13 protein-coding genes are annotated in these 12,800 nt (G+C 63.9%); 5 read left to right on the forward strand and 8 right to left on the reverse strand.

All coding sequences use genetic code 11. The annotated features are described in order from the left end of the window. Positions 1 to 71 precede the first annotated feature (71 nt). From GUY37_RS16525 to GUY37_RS16540, 5 genes are all read right to left on the reverse strand, one after another. Positions 72 to 416 carry a hypothetical protein gene (locus GUY37_RS16525; RefSeq protein WP_166827852.1) on the reverse strand — a complete coding sequence of 115 codons (345 nt, stop codon included), beginning with the start codon at positions 414 to 416 and terminating at the stop codon, positions 72 to 74. 50 nt (positions 417 to 466) lie between these two features. Next, a complete protein-coding gene (locus tag GUY37_RS16530) occupies positions 467 to 1,297 on the reverse strand; it encodes an ABC transporter ATP-binding protein (protein WP_166827855.1) in 831 nt (276 codons plus the stop codon). Then, the gene (locus GUY37_RS16535) at positions 1,290 to 2,147 is read right to left on the reverse strand and encodes an ABC transporter permease (protein WP_166827858.1); all 858 of its coding nucleotides are present in this window, start codon (positions 2,145 to 2,147) and stop codon (positions 1,290 to 1,292) included. Before GUY37_RS16535 ends, GUY37_RS16530 begins: the two co-directional genes overlap by 8 nt. A 71-nt stretch (positions 2,148 to 2,218) precedes the next feature. Then, complete coding sequence (locus GUY37_RS19275) at positions 2,219 to 2,647, reverse strand: oxidoreductase C-terminal domain-containing protein (RefSeq protein ID WP_228278225.1); 429 nt, start codon at positions 2,645 to 2,647, stop codon at positions 2,219 to 2,221. Continuing rightward, complete coding sequence (locus GUY37_RS16540; RefSeq protein WP_228278226.1) at positions 2,604 to 3,545, reverse strand: FAD-dependent oxidoreductase; 942 nt, start codon at positions 3,543 to 3,545, stop codon at positions 2,604 to 2,606. The genes GUY37_RS19275 and GUY37_RS16540 overlap by 44 nt, the downstream gene beginning before the upstream one ends. Before the next feature lie 124 nt (positions 3,546 to 3,669). Here GUY37_RS16540 and GUY37_RS16545 point away from each other — a divergent pair, with 124 nt between their 5' ends. Next, complete coding sequence (locus GUY37_RS16545) at positions 3,670 to 4,821, forward strand: ImmA/IrrE family metallo-endopeptidase (RefSeq protein WP_166827861.1); 1,152 nt, start codon at positions 3,670 to 3,672, stop codon at positions 4,819 to 4,821. A gap of 2 nt (positions 4,822 to 4,823) precedes the next feature. Next, positions 4,824 to 5,357 carry a DUF4411 family protein gene (locus GUY37_RS16550; protein ID WP_166827864.1) on the forward strand — a complete coding sequence of 178 codons (534 nt, stop codon included), beginning with the start codon at positions 4,824 to 4,826 and terminating at the stop codon, positions 5,355 to 5,357. A 133-nt stretch (positions 5,358 to 5,490) separates the two neighbouring features. Here the strand turns inward: GUY37_RS16550 and GUY37_RS19280 are convergent, their stop codons facing one another. Next, the gene (locus GUY37_RS19280) at positions 5,491 to 6,636 is read right to left on the reverse strand and encodes a pyridoxamine 5'-phosphate oxidase family protein (RefSeq protein WP_228278227.1); all 1,146 of its coding nucleotides are present in this window, start codon (positions 6,634 to 6,636) and stop codon (positions 5,491 to 5,493) included. Positions 6,637 to 6,924: 288 nt separating this feature from the next. Between GUY37_RS19280 and GUY37_RS16560 the strand changes: the two genes are divergently transcribed. Further along, the gene (locus GUY37_RS16560; protein ID WP_152345720.1) at positions 6,925 to 7,254 is read left to right on the forward strand and encodes a rhodanese-like domain-containing protein; all 330 of its coding nucleotides are present in this window, start codon (positions 6,925 to 6,927) and stop codon (positions 7,252 to 7,254) included. Between the two features lie 477 nt (positions 7,255 to 7,731). Here GUY37_RS16560 and GUY37_RS16565 read toward each other — a convergent pair whose 3' ends face one another. Continuing rightward, positions 7,732 to 9,360 carry an MFS transporter gene (locus GUY37_RS16565; protein ID WP_228278228.1) on the reverse strand — a complete coding sequence of 543 codons (1,629 nt, stop codon included), beginning with the start codon at positions 9,358 to 9,360 and terminating at the stop codon, positions 7,732 to 7,734. Next, on the reverse strand, positions 9,360 to 10,373 hold the full coding sequence (glsA, locus tag GUY37_RS16570) for a glutaminase A (RefSeq protein WP_166827868.1): 1,014 nt from the start codon (positions 10,371 to 10,373) through the stop codon (positions 9,360 to 9,362). The genes GUY37_RS16565 and glsA overlap by 1 nt, the downstream gene beginning before the upstream one ends. A 318-nt stretch (positions 10,374 to 10,691) precedes the next feature. Here glsA and GUY37_RS16575 point away from each other — a divergent pair, with 318 nt between their 5' ends. After that, on the forward strand, positions 10,692 to 10,988 hold the full coding sequence (locus tag GUY37_RS16575; RefSeq protein ID WP_166827871.1) for a hypothetical protein: 297 nt from the start codon (positions 10,692 to 10,694) through the stop codon (positions 10,986 to 10,988). A gap of 142 nt (positions 10,989 to 11,130) precedes the next feature. Then, positions 11,131 to 12,771: a phosphoglucomutase (alpha-D-glucose-1,6-bisphosphate-dependent) gene (pgm, locus tag GUY37_RS16580; RefSeq protein WP_166827873.1), complete on the forward strand. Its 1,641-nt coding sequence runs from the start codon at positions 11,131 to 11,133 to the stop codon at positions 12,769 to 12,771. Positions 12,772 to 12,800: the final 29 nt, after the last annotated feature.

Raw genomic sequence — 12,800 nt, forward strand, 5'->3', positions numbered from 1 at the left:
GGTCTGCCTGCCGAATAGAGACAGAGCCGACCTATGCGCCCGAGCGCACGTCCCTGCTCACCTGAGCGGCTTCAGGCCCCGCTTGCGGCAGCGCCCACGCAGAGGACGAGTCCGATGAGCGAGGCAACGGCCATGCCGATCATTGCTCCAGCCATGACCCACAGACGGACTCGGCCCGGTCGAAAGGCGAAGCGGGCGATGAGCAGGATCAGGTAGAGCACGGCCGCTATGACGATCGTGGTGATCGCTGTGGGCACCGCCGTGCTGCCGGAGACGATGATCGCCGTGAGCACGCCCGCGATGACGACGAGGAAAATCCCGCCGGCCACGATCCAGATGGTGCCCGACGAGCTGCGCAGCGCAGGCTGATCACTGATGCGCCGCGACTCGATCGGTTCGTGTGAACTGTTGTCCATGCGGTCGAATGTACCGAGCGAACCGTGCCTCGGCTAGGGGGTGCGGTGCCTCAGCCCGGCTCCTGCTCCACTTCCTTCGCCTTCTCGGCCTTGGTGAAGGCCTGGTATTCGCGGATGACCTCGAGGGCGGGCCCGTCGGCGCGCAGCTCGCCCTTCTCGATCCACAGCGCGCGGTTGCATGTGTCCTTGATCGTGCGCATCGAATGCGAGACGAGGAAGACGGTACCGGCGTTCTCACGGATGGAGCGGATGCGGCCTTCTGAACGGTCACGGAACTTCTTGTCACCGACGTTGAGGGCCTCATCGACGATGAGGATCTCATGCTGCACCGAGGTCGCGATCGCGAACTTCAGCCGCTGGGACATACCCGAGGAATACGTGCGCATCGGCAGGTCGATGAAGTCCTCGAGCCCGGTGAACTCGACGATGTCATCGAACTTTGCGTCGATCTCGGCCTGGGTGAGCCCCAGCGCAAGAGAGCCGAGGATGATATTGCGGGCACCCGAGAGATCGGGGATCAGCGCGGCACCGACACCGAGGAGGTTCGGCCGCGACGTCGCATAGATCGCGCCCTCCGAGGTCGGGGTCAGACCGGTGATCGATCGCATGAGCGTCGACTTGCCGGACCCGTTGCTGCCGATGACACCGATGGATTCGTTCTTGTGGGCGACGAAGCTGACGCCTTTGAGGGCATGGACCTCTCTCAGCTCACGGCGCTTCGACATGACGTCTTTGCTGCCCAGCTTGAGCTTCTTGCCCGTGGCTAAGGTCTTATAGCGGACATGGACGTTGTCGCAGACGACGACGGGCGGATTGTTCCGCGTCACCTCGGGAAGGCTGCCGGTGTAGATCGGGGTCTCTTCAGATGTCTCGTCACTCATCACGACCGAACCTTTCCTCGGCCTGCCAGAAGAACACGAAGCCGATGATGAAGATGCCGAAGGCCCAGATGGCCAGGTGCCAGAAGTAGTCGTACGGAATCACACCGTCCTTCATGAGGATGCCGCGAGCGATCGCCAGGACGTTGTTCAATGGCTGCCAGTCGGCAAAGGGCTGCAGGGCCGGGTTGATCTTCTCCACCATCACCTTGAGGTCGAAGAAGACTCCGGAGGTGTAGAAGATCATCCGAGAGATGAACGGGGTGACCTGGGACAGGTCGCGGAAATGGACGGTCGCGCGGGCGAAGATGAACGCCACTCCCTGGTTGAAGATCCAGAACAGTATGACCAAGGGGATGAAGAGGAACCATTCCCAGTTGGGGCGTGCCCCCCACAACATGACGAGCAGCGCCATGAAGATGAAGGTGGGGATGAAGTTGAGGAGGTTCTGGAACACCGTGGCGATCGGCAGCACGATGCGTGGGAACGGCAGCGATTGGACGAGAGACGCGTTGCCGATGATCGACTTCGCACCGCCGTTCATCGAGGTGTTGAAGAACTCGAGGACGAAGACGCCGATGATGACGAAGGGGGCGAAGTCCGGGGGTCGAGCCGTGGCACCCTGCATGATGAAGCCGAAGACCGTACCGTAGATGAGCGCTGAGAATGCTGGTCGCAGCAGCACCCAGAGCATACCGAGGCGGTTGCGTTCGTTCTCGGACTGCATCCGATACTTTGCGAGCGTGTACGTGAAGTCGCTGCGGCTGAGAAGCTGTTTGACGTATTGGGGCAAAGACGGCCGTCCACCCACTCTGTCGAGTCCGTGCTCGGCAGCAAGCCTGGCCATATCCATGAACAGAAAATTCTCTCGTCGGCGACTGGGGATAGAACAGAAAGAGTCTACGGGATGAGACTAGCGCAGACTCACAGTCGGCTGTGAGCCTTGAAGTCGAAGTCCGGGTCCTCGAGTTGGGCTCTCGTGGGGATGTGGTTACCTCCGAGTACCCGTCTGGCGGCGGCCTGCATCGGCGGCCAGTTGAACGTCTCGACGCCGACGAGTTTCGACTCCGGATCGGGCCCGTCGAAGTGGAATACCTGGAACTTCGCTCCGGTCGGGTCGTGTCTGATGATCATGTCGTCGGCGTCGGGGCTGGTCAGACCCGCCGTGAATACCTTCTCCGGGCCTTGGAAGCTCCAGTGCCAGGGCACGTCCGACCAGATTCTCGGACCGGCACCCGAGGCACTCCCTGCACCGTCCTGGCTGTCGGTGTGCGATTTCTCATCGACTTCCGCGACGTCTGTCGGAGTATCAGCGAGGAGTTCGGCGAGGAATCTTCCGTGGCTTTCGGCCACCGGTTCGCATGCCCAGGGGTGATCGATCGAGAGCATAGGGCCCGGCCGTGACAGTGGCGCAGTCGCCGGCGGCATAGACACCCGGATGTGATGTTGCCAAACTCTCATCCACGTCCCAGGCATAAGCAGGTCGGTGACCGTCGATCGGGATCAGCCGAGGACGAGCTCCGACGCTGGTGATGAACAGGTCGTGAACATCGGCGCGGATATCGTCCGGGCTCGCCGTGTGGGTGACGAATTCGACACCCGCGGTCGCGTGCTTTTCGACCAGGGCCCTCCGCACGGGAGCGGAGAGCTGTCTGCGCAGAGGTTCGTCCCCACGCAGGTAGACCGTGGCCTGATGTCCGGCAGCGACCGCCGAGGTGGCCACCTCCATTCCGAGATACCCGGAGCCCAGCACCCCGACGTTGAGCAGGTGTTCCGACTTCGCGACCTTATCGAGGATCCATTCGGCATCGCCGAGGTCGTAGACCGGCAGCGCGTCCGGATAGTCCGGGATCTGCTCCCGATTGGCCTCCATCCCCGTGGCGAGGATGCAGTGGGTGAAGTCGATGGACTCCCCCGAGGCCAGGTGGATGGTCCCGGCGGTTGCGTGATGGTCCGACAGCGAGTGGGGGTGCCGCTGGGTCTCCGCGGTGTAGCGGGAGTCGGCGGCCGCCTCGGCGAGGGTGATCTCCTCTGCCCAATCGCGGACGAAGGTGATGTGCTCTGTCGATTCGAGGTGGTAGGGCAGGTGATGGCGGGCGCCGTCGAAGAGGTGCTTCGACAGCGGCGGTCGCTCACAGGTCTCGCCGGCGCGCGGGTCGATGACGGTGACCGCCTGACCCCGGTCGCTCAGTTCACGAGCCGCCGTGGTCCCGGCCAGGCCCCCACCGATGATGACGATCCGCTTGCTCATGTCTCCATGCTATGCCTCGCCGAGGCGGTTCGCCGAGAGGTGCGGGCGCCCGGCGCGAATCGTGCCGAGCGGCTCTGCGTCAGTCCCTGCCGATACACTGGATCCACGTTGGAAGGTGAGGACGATGGCTGTACGCGTACCCGTGGCGCCTGAGGTCGTGGAATGGGCGATGGACCGCTCGCATGACGCGGCTGGCATCTCCGAATCCATGCCCAAGGTCCGGGAGTGGATCGACGGTGTTTCGCGACCGACCTTGAATCAGCTGTCGAACTTTGCTGCGCGAACTGGCACTCCGTTCGGCTATCTGCTGCTGCCTGAGCCTCCGAGACTCGAACTGCCGATAGATGATTTTCGCGATGGCTTCGATGCCGACGCTTACCGTGAACCGTCCTCTGACTTGCTCGCGGTAATCAACCAAAGCATTCGTCGGCAGGACTGGTATCGCGACTATGCCAGCGATCTAGATCTTCCTGAGGTTGAAGTCGTCGGGCGAGCAGCCGATTGGGAGCCGACTCGAACGGCTGCTGACATGCGGAAGGAACTCGGCTACGAGGTTGCTCAGCGCAGCGGAACTCGGCGTGATCAGCGAAGGTATCTGCTCCAAGCGTTTGAAGACCTCGGCGGTCTGGCTGTGGCGACATCGATGGTTGAGAACAACAACCATCATCTGCTTGACATCGATGAGTTCCGGGGCTTTTCTCTTATCGATGAGACAGCACCCCTCATCTTCGTCAATACCGGACAGACGCTCAACGGGCAACTCTTCACCTTGGCACACGAGTTCGCTCATGTCTGGCGTGGCATCGGCGGGGTGGGGGTCGAGGACCCAGGTCGAACTCCGCAGAGCACGATCGAACGATGGTGCAACAGAGTGGCTTCTGAGTTCTTGGTACCGGAAGCGGATCTGCACAGACATTTTCACGATGTTCACGATGAAGAACTGGTTGCCCAACTCGAGGCCCTGTCCCGGATATTCAAGTGCGGGACTCTGGTTGTTCTGCAGGCGATCGAGCGTGCAGAGCTCAGACGGTTCGACGACTTCCCAGCAGCCTACGAAGCCGAAGTCGCCAGGTTGAAAGGACTGAGTCCGCGGCAGAACAGCGGTGGAGACTTCTATGCCAATCAGCCATACAGGATCGGTGAGCGCTTGTCCCACGCGTTGATCGACGATGTTTTCGGTGGCCGCACCGCTGTTGCCGAAGCGATTAAGCTGATGTCGTTCAAGTCGCTGTCCACATTCGACAAATACGCAAGGCACCTCGACCGAGAGGGCTGACGATGTATCTCCTGGATGCCAATGCGTTTATGGAAGCGAGCCGTCTCTACTACTCGTTTCAGATTGCGCCGGGCTTCTGGCAATGGCTTTCGGATTCGTTCAGGGCAGGCACGGTGGCATCGGTCACCGCCGTGCATGATGAGGTTGCCGTCGGTGACGACGAGTTGGCGGACTGGGCCAAAGACCCCGAGCTGCGGCGGTTCTGGCTCCCGGATTCGGCAGAGTCTATTTCGGTTATGGCGGAGCTTGCGGTTTGGGCAAACAGTCCCGAACGAATCTACAAGCCGTCTGCCATATCCGAGTTCATGGGTTCAGCCGACCTTCGGCTGATTGCACAAGCGAAAGCAGTGGGAGCAACTGTTGTCACTCGTGAGACTTCGGAACCGCACAGCAGAAGGAAGATCAAGATTCCGGATGCCGCTCATTCGGCCCTCAATGACGAAATCCTGCATGATCTCGGACCAAGCGTTGATGCACACTTGCCCGGAAAGGAAGCCGCCGGGCGACCCTGCGCGACGTGCGTCGGGCCCGCCTAGAAGAGAGGCGGGTCTCTTCGGCGGGCCCGTTCGACTGTTACGTGGTCCTGTGCAGACACTGCGACGGCAAGCGTCTCGGGTACTCGGCGCACTCCTTCAGAGCGCGCAAGCGACGCGCGGACGCCTCCCCTGCTCAGAGTTCCGTGGTCTGAGTGCCGCCGGCCGGGCGGTCCCCGGTGATCTTGGACTTGACCATGCGGAACAGGCCCGAGGCCTTTCCGCCGGGCAGACCCCAGTGCTGAGCGGAGTGCGTGATGACCTTGATCAGCCCGAGATTCGGATCCCGGCGGTCATCGAACCATGCCTTGTCGGAATCCGACCACAGATCATCGACCTTGGCGTCATCGTCGACGAACTCGACGCGTCCGGCCACCGACAGCCAGTTGCCCGCCTCGGCGATGCTGATATTGACCTCGGGGTTCGTTCTCAGCGCCTTCGCCTGGTCGCCGTCGAGGGCGAGGAAGAACCAGACATCGGCGTCCTCAGTAACCTCCTGAGGTGCCATCGGGTGGGCGAGGATCTTGCCGTCGGCCAGCGCGGTCGCGAGCATGACGGAATCGCCGCCGCGCAGGATCTTGGCGACATCGGCCTGGTCGAGCTCATCCGTCGCCGCCTCGCCTGCGGGCTTCTGCCCGTCGCCGGCGGCCGAGACCTGGCCGGCTTCCGTGTCGTCGGTGGCGTTGGCTGACGCGTTGCCGGATGAGGTGCTACCGGTGGCGGACGCGTTGCCGGCGGAGGAGCTGCCGGTGGCAGACGCGGCAGCTGCCGTGCTCGCGGCACCGCCTTCCGCGGTGCTGCCGACCGCGTTGCCCATCCCCGGTACGCTGTCGACGTCATCGGGCTCGGACGTGGTGCCGACCGACGCGCCCATGCCCGGCGCTACGGAGGCTTTGGACTTCCTGTGCGAGTCGTCACCGGCACCGGCCGTGCCTCCGACCGCGGCGCCGGGACCCGGCGCCGTGCTGGATGGAGCGCCGCCGGGAGCTGTGCTGCTCGCGACTCCGGAATCCTTGGAGCCGGAGCTCGGGGTGACCTCGGCGGCTTTCGATTCGTCGATCGCCGTGTGCGAGCCATCAGGATTGCGATGCAGTGTCACGCCTTCTTCCTCGGCGGCATTCTGGGCACGTGCCTCAACGTTCTGCTCGGTGTAGCCGACTTCGGCGTGAGATTCCATGTCCGAAGTCCCGGCCAGCGGCTCCGCCGTCTCGTCCAGTTTCGCTGCGACGTCACGGGCCTTCTCCTCGGCCGGTGACTCGTCACTCTTGTCTCTGTTGTTCATGACCATTTCCCTTCGCAGACGGTTCCTGGCGCCGCAGTCGTTCACGCCAGCCGTGGTCCGTTCACGCGGACCGTGGTCGGCTGGCACATCAACGACTACACGGTCATTCTCACACGGCTCTCCAGCCGGCAACAGCCCCCTTGGAATTGGAGCCGAGACGCCTGACATCCGGTCGTTCGGGTTGCGCGCACGGGTATGGACACAGTCGCGAACACGGTCGCGGGCGTGTGAGGATTCGGAGTCTTCGAGCAGGTGCGAGCACCTGGCTTGCGTGCCTACACTGAAGCCATGGATGAAGAAACGACCGTCACCGTCAACGACATCCCCGAAGGGGCCGCCATCATCGACGTCCGTGAGGACGACGAATGGGAGGCCGGGCACATCGAAGGCGCTGTCCACGTGCCGCTGGGCGAACTGCCCGGCCGCCTCGACGACCTTCCCCTCGATGACGATATGTACGTCATCTGCCGTACCGGCGGACGCTCGAACCGCGCCGTGGCCTGGCTCAACCAGAACGGCTTCGACGCCTTCAACGTTCAAGGCGGCATGGGGTCATGGAACCTCGACAACGGCAAGCCGATCGTCTCCGAGACCGGCGAAGAGCCTTGGGTGAAGTGAGAGTGACGATTCGCTTCACCAGTTGAGGTCCGTCGGCCTCTTCCCCACCGGCTCGACCGTTCGTACCGTCGCGATGACCTACAGGCGGTCGAGCCGATTCAGCTGCGGATGCCGTCTCCATCAGCAGAACGGACACCCCCGTCGCGGTCAGTTCTCGTCGTTTGGAAACTTGGCGTCAGGCCAATCGCTGGTCAGGTAGGCGCCGATCGCGCGGTGCCGGAAACTGTAGGCGCTTCCGCGATTGATGATCCCTCGAGTGATATCCAGCCTCTGGGAAGTGGCTCCAGCCATATCGGCGAACTCCGGAAGCCCTGTCCAATCTGGTTGATAAAGTTATCAAGCTAAAGAATCTGCTCAGATAGCAGTCTTCGAGATTCGGTCATCTCGACACAATCTTCATTTGGACGCCGCAGAACCAGCATGCCCAGCCAGGCTGCCTCATCACGCGATGCCGGCCCTTCCTGGTTGAACGGAACTCTAGTCCGCCTCGGCCGGGTCGGGGATCTCGTCGGGCCGGTACTTCGGCAGCCTCGAGGCCGGCACTGCCGCGACCAGGCTGACGCCGGCGAGGATAAGGAAGCCGAGCTTGAGCGTGCTCAACCGCTGCTGGGAATTGAGTTCGACGGCATGCTCGACCTGCTCCGGTGTCGCCGTCGTCCCCGCGAGGACGTCGCGCAATTCGTCGTTGCTCACGAAGTTCGCATTGTCGAGGTCGACCTGTTCGACGAGTTCCGGCGGCAGATCGGGATGATCATCGGCGGCAGACGCCAGCCCGGCCGAGAGCACCGTGACCAGCAGCGCCCCCATGACCGCGGTGCCGACCGCCGAGGCGAGGTTCTGCGCGGTGCCGCGGATCGACCCGACGTCACCGGCCAGATGCTTCGGAGCGGCGGTGACCAGGACATTGAACACCAGTGTCACCAGCGCACCCTGTCCTATGCCGAAGACGATGAGGCCGAGGATCGTCGGCAGAGTCTCCCAGTTGTTCGTCACGACGAACGCCAGCCAGACCAGCGCCGCCGTCGTCAGGCCGAAGGAGAACAGCGCAATGGTGCGCGGGGAGTAGCGCTTGTAGAAGCGGACGATGAGCGTGGCGGTGACGAAGACCGTGAGGTTGAACGGCAGCATCGCCAGCGACGTGTCGAAAGGGGTCCGCCCCTGGACGACCTGGATGTAGGTGGGCACGGTGAAGTTCACGGCCGCCTCCATCGCCACGATGACGAACATCGCGTAGACCGCCGCCCGTTCGCTCGGCCGACCGAGCACGCTGATGTCGACGAGCGGCACCTTGCCTGCCGCCTTCCGCCGCTTCGTCCACATGAAGAACAGCTGCCCGAGGACGACGCCGACGACGATGAACACCGGCGCCGGTGACAGCCCGGCGATCGAGAACGGCGCCCCGTCCTCGGCGCGGACGATGCCCCAGGCGTTGAGATTGTTGAATCCCATCGTCAGCAGCACGACCGCAGCACCGATGAGCGCCGAGGCGACGAGATCGATCCGAATCGCAGGATCCCCCTTGTCCGACTTCAGCGTGAACGTCAATGCGAAGACGATGACGGCCAGGCCCAGCGTGATGAAGAAGATCGGTCGCCATCCGACCAGCGTGCCGAGGGTGCCGCCGATGAGGAAGGCGCTCATCCCGGAGAAGGCACGTGCCGACCCGAGCGAGCCGACCGCCGCCGCCTGCTGCGCTCCACGGTAGTTCTCGGCGATGAGCGCGACCAGGGCGGGCACGATGATCGCTGCGGCGGCACCGGCGAGCAGCTGACCGGTGATCACCCAGGTCACGGTGCGGGAGAAGATCATGAGCAGCGAGGAGGCTGCGAAGACGACGAGGACGACGCGGAAGATGAGCACCCACCCGATCCGCTGACCCAGCTTCGCGCCGGTCATCACGAGCGCGGCCACGGCGAGGCCGTAGACGACGATCGTCGACGAGGCGACCGTGGGCGGAACACCGAAGTCCTCGACCATTCCGCCGAGCGAGATCGGCAGTGCGGCGACGTTGAACGACATGAGGACCTGGGCGAGGAAGAGCCCGATCATCGGCGCCCAGGATCTGCGCTCCTCGGCGAGGTCGTTCGGTGCGGTTTCGGCGCTCATCATTGTCCTTTCCGTGGGCGTTCGACGGCCGCGTTCGAGGCGAAGAGATTCATACCCAGCACCCGGGAGATGTGGAAGCACGCGCGCTGACCGCGCACGCTGTTGCCCGCGGAGTCCAACCTCGGCGAGAAGGTGCCCAGCGCTCCCTTGCCCGGGGCGATGGCGACGATGCCGCCGGAGACCCCGGATTTGGCGGGCAGTCCGATCTCGAAGAGCCACTCGCCGCTGTTCTCGTACATTCCGCACGAGGCGAGCAGCGCGAGCGTGTCACGGGCCACCTCGGCGGAGACGACCTGCCGACCGGTCAGCGGATTGATCCCACCGTCAGCGAGGGTCGCTCCCATCACCGCGAGGTCGTGCGCGGTGACCAGCAGCGAGCACTGCCGGGTATAGATGTCGACGGTGTCGAGCGGATCCGTGATGATCCGCCCATAGCTCTCGAGCAGCCGAGCCAGGGCCTTGTTGCGCTGATTCGTCTTCATCTCCGATTCGTATACGCGGCCGTCGAGGCGAAGCGGCCGACCGGCGAAGCGGGAGAGCCCGGTGCGGATGTTCTCCCATTTCTCCGCCGAGGTGGCCCCGGGCATGAGTGCGGTCGTGGCGATGGCACCGGCGTTGACCATCGAGTTCAACGGTTTGCCCTCGTTGAGTTCGATCGCCATCACCGAGTTGAAGGCGAGCCCCGTGTTGTTGACGCCGACGCGTTCGTGGACGAGTTCGGAGCTGCGGGCATGGCAGACGAGCGCGAAGACGAAAGCCTTGGAGATGGATTGGATGGAGAACTCGATGTCGACATCTCCGGCCTCGTGCACGGCCCCGGCCGATTCGATGAGGCTGAGTCCGAACCACCGGGGGTCCGCCTCGGCGAGGATCGGGATGTAGTCGGCGACCTCACCGTCGTCGAGTCCGCCGTAGCGTGCGTGGATGTCTGCCAGGGTCGCGTCGATGAAGCTGTCGGAGGGCAAGCCGCCGGTGAAGGCTCGCTGTCTGACCGATTCTTCGGGCCCGACCATCTCTGATCCTCGTCTCGTTCGTGTGGGGCAGTCCTCGGCGCCCGTCCGCAGAGTGATTTCACTCTATCTCAGGGATATCCTCTTGCACAGGTCTCTGACCAGGGGTGATCACCGAGATTCTCAGTCGGCAGTCGGGGCACCCGGCTTCCGTGGCGAGCCGGCGGGCTGGGCCACGGATGAGCCGCGGAGACGAGCCCCCTTGCTCCGTTTCCACGATGGGTCTACCGTCGAGACCACGGATCACTCCCGCACCTCTTGTGATCCTCAATCCTCCGTCGAACGGCGTGAGCGTGTTCAACTCCGAAGGGAGCAGAAGTCATGAGTGACGAGAAGAAGAACCTGCCGGAGAACGCAGCAGAGCAGCAGACCGAAGACGAGCAGGAGGTCGAGAGCTCTGCCGTCGGAGTCGGCGCCGAGACAGACGCCGAAGGCAGTTCCCAGTCTCCTGAAGAGAGGCTCGAGCGCATCGCCGCCGAGCACGATGTTCCGATCGATCGGGACCCTGAGGAAGCCCAGGCCAAAGCCGAAGGGTCCTCCTCTCCCGACAAAGACCGGGATATCAGCGGTGGAGACACGAAGGAAGAGGACGACGACTCCGTGGAGCCGCCGGACTGAGTCTGCGACGGCGTGGGCTCGGTGTCTGCGACGGCGAGGGCTCGGTCGTGGAATTCCGATCCGTCATGTCTGCCGAGTCCACGATGCAAGAACTCCGTGGACACAACTGTGACAGGTGGCCCGGATTTGGCAAGGTAGAAGAATGACTACTCGCGCCGGCCAGTTGGCCCAGGACAAGGATCTCGTGGACATCCCTGCCCTTCTCGATTCCTATCACGACCTGGTTCCCGACCCGTCGGTGCCTTCGCAAGCAGTGAGCTTCGGGACCTCGGGCCACCGCGGTTCGAGCTTCAACCGTTCCTTCAACGAGGCGCACATCGCTGCCATCACCGCAGCCATCGTCGACTTCCGCCGCGACAAGGGCATTCGCGGACCGGTCTTCCTCGGCCGGGATACCCACGCGCTGAGTGAGCCCGCATTCCTCACCGTCCTCGAGGTGCTCGCCGCCGCCGAGGTGCCGGCGCTCATCGACGAACGCGACGGCTTCACCCCGACCCCTGCCGTCTCCCATGCGATCCTCGGCTTCAATGCCGGGAAGTCGCGCGACGATGCGCAGGCCGACGGCATCATCGTCACTCCCAGCCACAATCCGCCTGCCGACGGCGGCATCAAATACAACCCGCCGCACGGCGGGCCTGCCGGCACCGAGACGACGACATGGATCGCCGAACGCGCGAACAGCTACCTCCGCGACGGCTGGGAGAAGATTCCGCGCACTCCCTTCCAGCGGGCCTTCCACCTGGAGAACACCGAGAACTTCGACTACGTGTCGAACTACGTCGACGACCTCGAGTCCGTCATCGATCTCGACGTCATCCGCTCCTCCGGGCTGAAGATCGGCGCCGACCCGCTCGGCGGCGCCAGCGTCGACTACTGGGCGGCGATCGCCGAGGACTACGACCTCAACCTCGACGTCGTCCATCCGGACGTCGACCCCACCTGGTCGTTCATGACCCTGGATTGGGATGAGAACATCCGCATGGACTGCTCCTCTCCCTATGCGATGGCCGGTCTCATCGCCTCCCGCAACGACTACGACATCGCCACCGGCAACGATGCCGACGCCGACCGCCACGGCATCGTCACCCCCGATGCCGGGCTGATGAACCCCAACCACTACCTGGCAGCGGCCATCGACTATCTCATCGACGCACGCACCGATTGGCCGGCCGGCGCCGGGATCGGCAAGACTCTGGTCACCTCGTCGATCATCGACCGCATCGTCGCCGCCCACGACCGGCCGCTGTTCGAAGTGCCCGTCGGCTTCAAGTGGTTCGTCCCCGGCCTGCTCGATTCGACGCTGGCCTTCGGCGGGGAGGAATCGGCCGGTGCGTCGTTCCTGCGTCGGGACGGCAAAGTGTGGTCGACGGACAAGGACGGCATCATCCTCGCCCTCCTCGCAGCCGAGATGACTGCGAAGACAGGGCAGACTCCCTCACAGCGCTACGCCGGGCTGGCCGCGAACCACGGCATCAGCGCCTACGCCCGCCAGGACGCCCCGGCGACCCGCGAACAGAAGGCCCGCCTCGGTGCCCTTGACGCATCGCAGGTGAGCGCGAAGTCCGTCGGCGGTGAATCCGTGACGGCGGTCCTGACCTCGGCGCCGGGAAACAGCGCGCCGATCGGCGGGCTCAAGGTCACCACGGAGAACTCCTGGTTCGCGGTGCGCCCGTCGGGCACTGAAGACGTCTACAAGATCTACGCCGAATCCCTGCGCGACGAAGACCACCTGCGCCAGGTCCAGCACGATGCCCGGACTCTGGTCGACGGGGTGCTGAAGTAGCGCTCGGGAATTCACCGACGGGTCCGCGC

Source organism: Brevibacterium limosum (assembly GCF_011617705.1).
Taxonomy (GTDB): domain Bacteria; phylum Actinomycetota; class Actinomycetes; order Actinomycetales; family Brevibacteriaceae; genus Brevibacterium; species Brevibacterium limosum.

Excerpts from the sequence above, each read along its gene's own strand:
- GUY37_RS16545 (WP_166827861.1), top strand. The coding sequence starts at position 3,670 with ATGGCTGTACGCGTACCCGTGGCGCCTGAGGTCGTGGAATGGGCGATG.
- GUY37_RS16575 (WP_166827871.1), top strand. The coding sequence starts at position 10,692 with ATGAGTGACGAGAAGAAGAACCTGCCGGAGAACGCAGCAGAGCAGCAG.
- GUY37_RS19280 (WP_228278227.1), bottom strand. The coding sequence starts at position 6,636 with ATGAACAACAGAGACAAGAGTGACGAGTCACCGGCCGAGGAGAAGGCC.
- GUY37_RS16530 (WP_166827855.1), bottom strand. The coding sequence starts at position 1,297 with ATGAGTGACGAGACATCTGAAGAGACCCCGATCTACACCGGCAGCCTT.
- pgm (WP_166827873.1), top strand. The coding sequence starts at position 11,131 with ATGACTACTCGCGCCGGCCAGTTGGCCCAGGACAAGGATCTCGTGGAC.
- GUY37_RS16525 (WP_166827852.1), bottom strand. The coding sequence starts at position 416 with ATGGACAACAGTTCACACGAACCGATCGAGTCGCGGCGCATCAGTGAT.
- GUY37_RS16560 (WP_152345720.1), top strand. The coding sequence starts at position 6,925 with ATGGATGAAGAAACGACCGTCACCGTCAACGACATCCCCGAAGGGGCC.
- GUY37_RS16540 (WP_228278226.1), bottom strand. The coding sequence starts at position 3,545 with ATGAGCAAGCGGATCGTCATCATCGGTGGGGGCCTGGCCGGGACCACG.
- glsA (WP_166827868.1), bottom strand. The coding sequence starts at position 10,373 with ATGGTCGGGCCCGAAGAATCGGTCAGACAGCGAGCCTTCACCGGCGGC.
- GUY37_RS16550 (WP_166827864.1), top strand. The coding sequence starts at position 4,824 with ATGTATCTCCTGGATGCCAATGCGTTTATGGAAGCGAGCCGTCTCTAC.
- GUY37_RS16535 (WP_166827858.1), bottom strand. The coding sequence starts at position 2,147 with ATGGATATGGCCAGGCTTGCTGCCGAGCACGGACTCGACAGAGTGGGT.
- GUY37_RS16565 (WP_228278228.1), bottom strand. The coding sequence starts at position 9,360 with ATGAGCGCCGAAACCGCACCGAACGACCTCGCCGAGGAGCGCAGATCC.